The 2,393-nt window shown below is 58.0% G+C and carries 3 protein-coding genes; 1 reads left to right on the forward strand and 2 read right to left on the reverse strand.

Translation table 11 applies throughout. The features are described from left to right. Nucleotides 1-1,098, forward strand: a 1,098-nt coding sequence (gene hemA / locus VGE80_RS24625) for a glutamyl-tRNA reductase (RefSeq protein WP_440594495.1), incomplete at its 5' end; no start/stop codon positions are given. A gap of 155 nt (nt 1,099-1,253) precedes the next feature. Here the strand turns inward: hemA and VGE80_RS24630 are convergent. Together VGE80_RS24630 and VGE80_RS24635 are read right to left on the reverse strand one after the other, a co-directional pair. Further along, complete coding sequence (locus VGE80_RS24630; RefSeq protein ID WP_440594496.1) at nt 1,254-2,195, reverse strand: hypothetical protein; 942 nt, start codon at nt 2,193-2,195, stop codon at nt 1,254-1,256. An 18-nt stretch (nt 2,196-2,213) separates the two neighbouring features. Further along, nucleotides 2,214-2,393, reverse strand: a 180-nt coding sequence (locus VGE80_RS24635) for a hypothetical protein (RefSeq protein WP_440594497.1), incomplete at its 5' end; no start/stop codon positions are given.

Raw genomic sequence — 2,393 nt, forward strand, 5'->3', positions numbered from 1 at the left:
GCCCGTGGGTCCGATGCAGAACCACTGACTCCGCCCCAGCTTGCTCAGTTTCTGTCCGAATTCCATGGTGTACCGCTCGACGAATTTGTCGGGGAACTTCGGGTCGCTACAGGTTCGGAAGCGGTTCGACACCTCTACGAAGTCATTTCGTCGCTCGACAGCATGGTGCTCGGAGAGCCGCAGATTGTGAACCAGGTGCGCGAGGCGTATCGCGCCGCCGAAGTGACGGGATCATGCGGACCAATCTCACACGCTTTGTTCCAGGGTGCCATTCGGACTTCCGCGCGGGTTCGGACCGAGACGCGATTGTCGGAAGGTAAAGTCTCGATCGCCAGTGTCGCTGTCGGGGACTTTGCCAAGAGTATTTTTGATCACTTCGATGACAAGATGGTTCTGGTCATTGGGGCGGGTGAGATGGCAGAAGAAACGCTGCGGTATCTGAAGGACGAAGGGGTCCGCGATATCGTGGTCGTCAATCGCAGTCCTGAACGGGCCGAACGTGTCGCCGCCGAATGGGGCGGGCGTGCCGCTCCATGGTCTGAACTGGAAACCTGGCTCGGTCGCGCGGATGTCATTGTCAGCACGACGGGGGCCGACAGGCCGATCGTCGATGCAAAACTGTTTAAGCGCGTGCGTCAGGCCGATCCCCGCCGCACCGCCTTTATTCTCGATCTCGGGGCCCCTCGCGATTTTGCGACGGATGTCGGTGAACTTGATAACGTGTTCTTGTACGACATCGACAGCTTGCGAAACACGTGCGAAGAAAATCGCAAAGCCCGCGTCCGTGAAATCGACAAGGCACGGCAGTTGATCGACGACGAGACCGCTCGTTTCATGGCGGAATACTACCACCGTGCCAGCGGCGAAGTCGTTTCAAGACTGATGCAGGATTGGCATGCGGTCAGCAAGGACGAACTGGAGCGACTCTTCAACAAGCTGCCGCAACTGACCAGTCATGACCGCGAACAAATTGAACGGACCGTCGGACGGATCGTCAATAAACTGCTTCATCCGCCGCTGGAAGCACTCAAGGACGAGGCTCGGGCCGGCACTCCGCATGGACTAATCAACGCTCTGAAGCGACTATTCGGTCTTTGATCTCCCGTCGGTCTTTGATTTCCGGCGGCGGTTCGGAAAAATATTTCCGAATGCAACGTCCCGCGGCTCTCACCTGATTGACTCGGCGGGCCGTGTGGGGATTTCAAGGGGTGGGAGACGAGGTGTGTTACCGGGCTTGCAGACCGAAACGGGCCTTACTTTTTCTTCCGCGCTTCCCACTTCGCAATCCATTTTTCTGGATCTTCTTCGAACGCCGCTTTGCAGCCTGTGCAGCAGACCCAGAATGATTGTCCCTTGTAGCTGACGGAGATCGTGCCTAATCCCTGAGAGATGATGCACGTCTTGCTGCCATAATCAGACTCACTGAGTGCGAACGAGGTTCCCTCGCGCTGCGTGTGGATGGTGTCGACACGGCTGAACGGGCCGTTGTTCCGCTTTCGATCCACCTCCAGAATGTAGCGATTGTTTTCCTGCTGATTGAAGGTCAGTCGCCACTGAATGTCGGATGGTTGGGCCGTTGTTTCGGTCAGTTGAAGTTTGAAGGTGCGCTGAAGCTTCTTTTCGTCTGTGGTGACATCGCGGATCGGTTCGATGAAGGTCCCTTGAAAGGTGCGGTGTGAACCCTCGGCGTCGGTGGTTGTCAGCTCAAACTGGTCCGATTCAGGTCGGTATGTCAGACGTCCATTGCGGATATAGACTCCAGCATCCGATACGATCCGTAGTCCGGGGTGGTTGGGGTCAGTCACCCAGTCGTATTCCCACTTGGGCTGATCTGAGTGGGCTTTTCGCGACAGGCCTTTCCAGTTTCCCAGCAGCACCTGAAGAGGTTTCAGTGCCTCGCGCTGACGTTCGAGCTGTTCCGGCGAGAATTCCGCGTCGGTGGCTTGAGATGTCGTGGCAGGGGCGATTTCGATGGGAGTGGCACGTCTGCGGGGTGACCGCGGAAGAGGATTCTGCTCCTGTGCGGCCTCTTCGGAGGGAGCGGCCCCGGGGGTGGCCAGAGTTTCGACTGCGGCAGGCCTGCGATCCGTCGGGGGGAGGGACGACTTTGACTGTGGGGCTGACTGGCTGCTGCAACTGACCGCCGTGATCGCAAGGAGCAGGAGACCGTAGTTTTGAACGCCGCTGGAGTGCATCGGTGGCCCTCGCCTCTGTCAGGACTGGGTGGTCGAGTCGTTCTTGTTTGATGCGGAGTTTGCCTGCGTCGCTCGATAGTGACGAATCTGTTCCTCGAGCTCGCGTCGTTCCAGATGCAGCCGAGTCTTGGCGATCTCGGAATGAGTTATTGTGGAAAGCCAGTCGCCCATCGCCAGCAGGACCATCCACAGTACCAG

Source organism: Schlesneria sp., assembly GCF_036405755.1.
GTDB classification, from domain to species: domain Bacteria; phylum Planctomycetota; class Planctomycetia; order Planctomycetales; family Planctomycetaceae; genus Schlesneria; species Schlesneria sphaerica.

Bases quoted from the DNA above. Each gene is read 5' to 3' on its own strand.
- VGE80_RS24630 (WP_440594496.1), bottom strand. From the start codon at position 2,195: ATGCACTCCAGCGGCGTTCAAAACTACGGTCTCCTGCTCCTTGCGATC.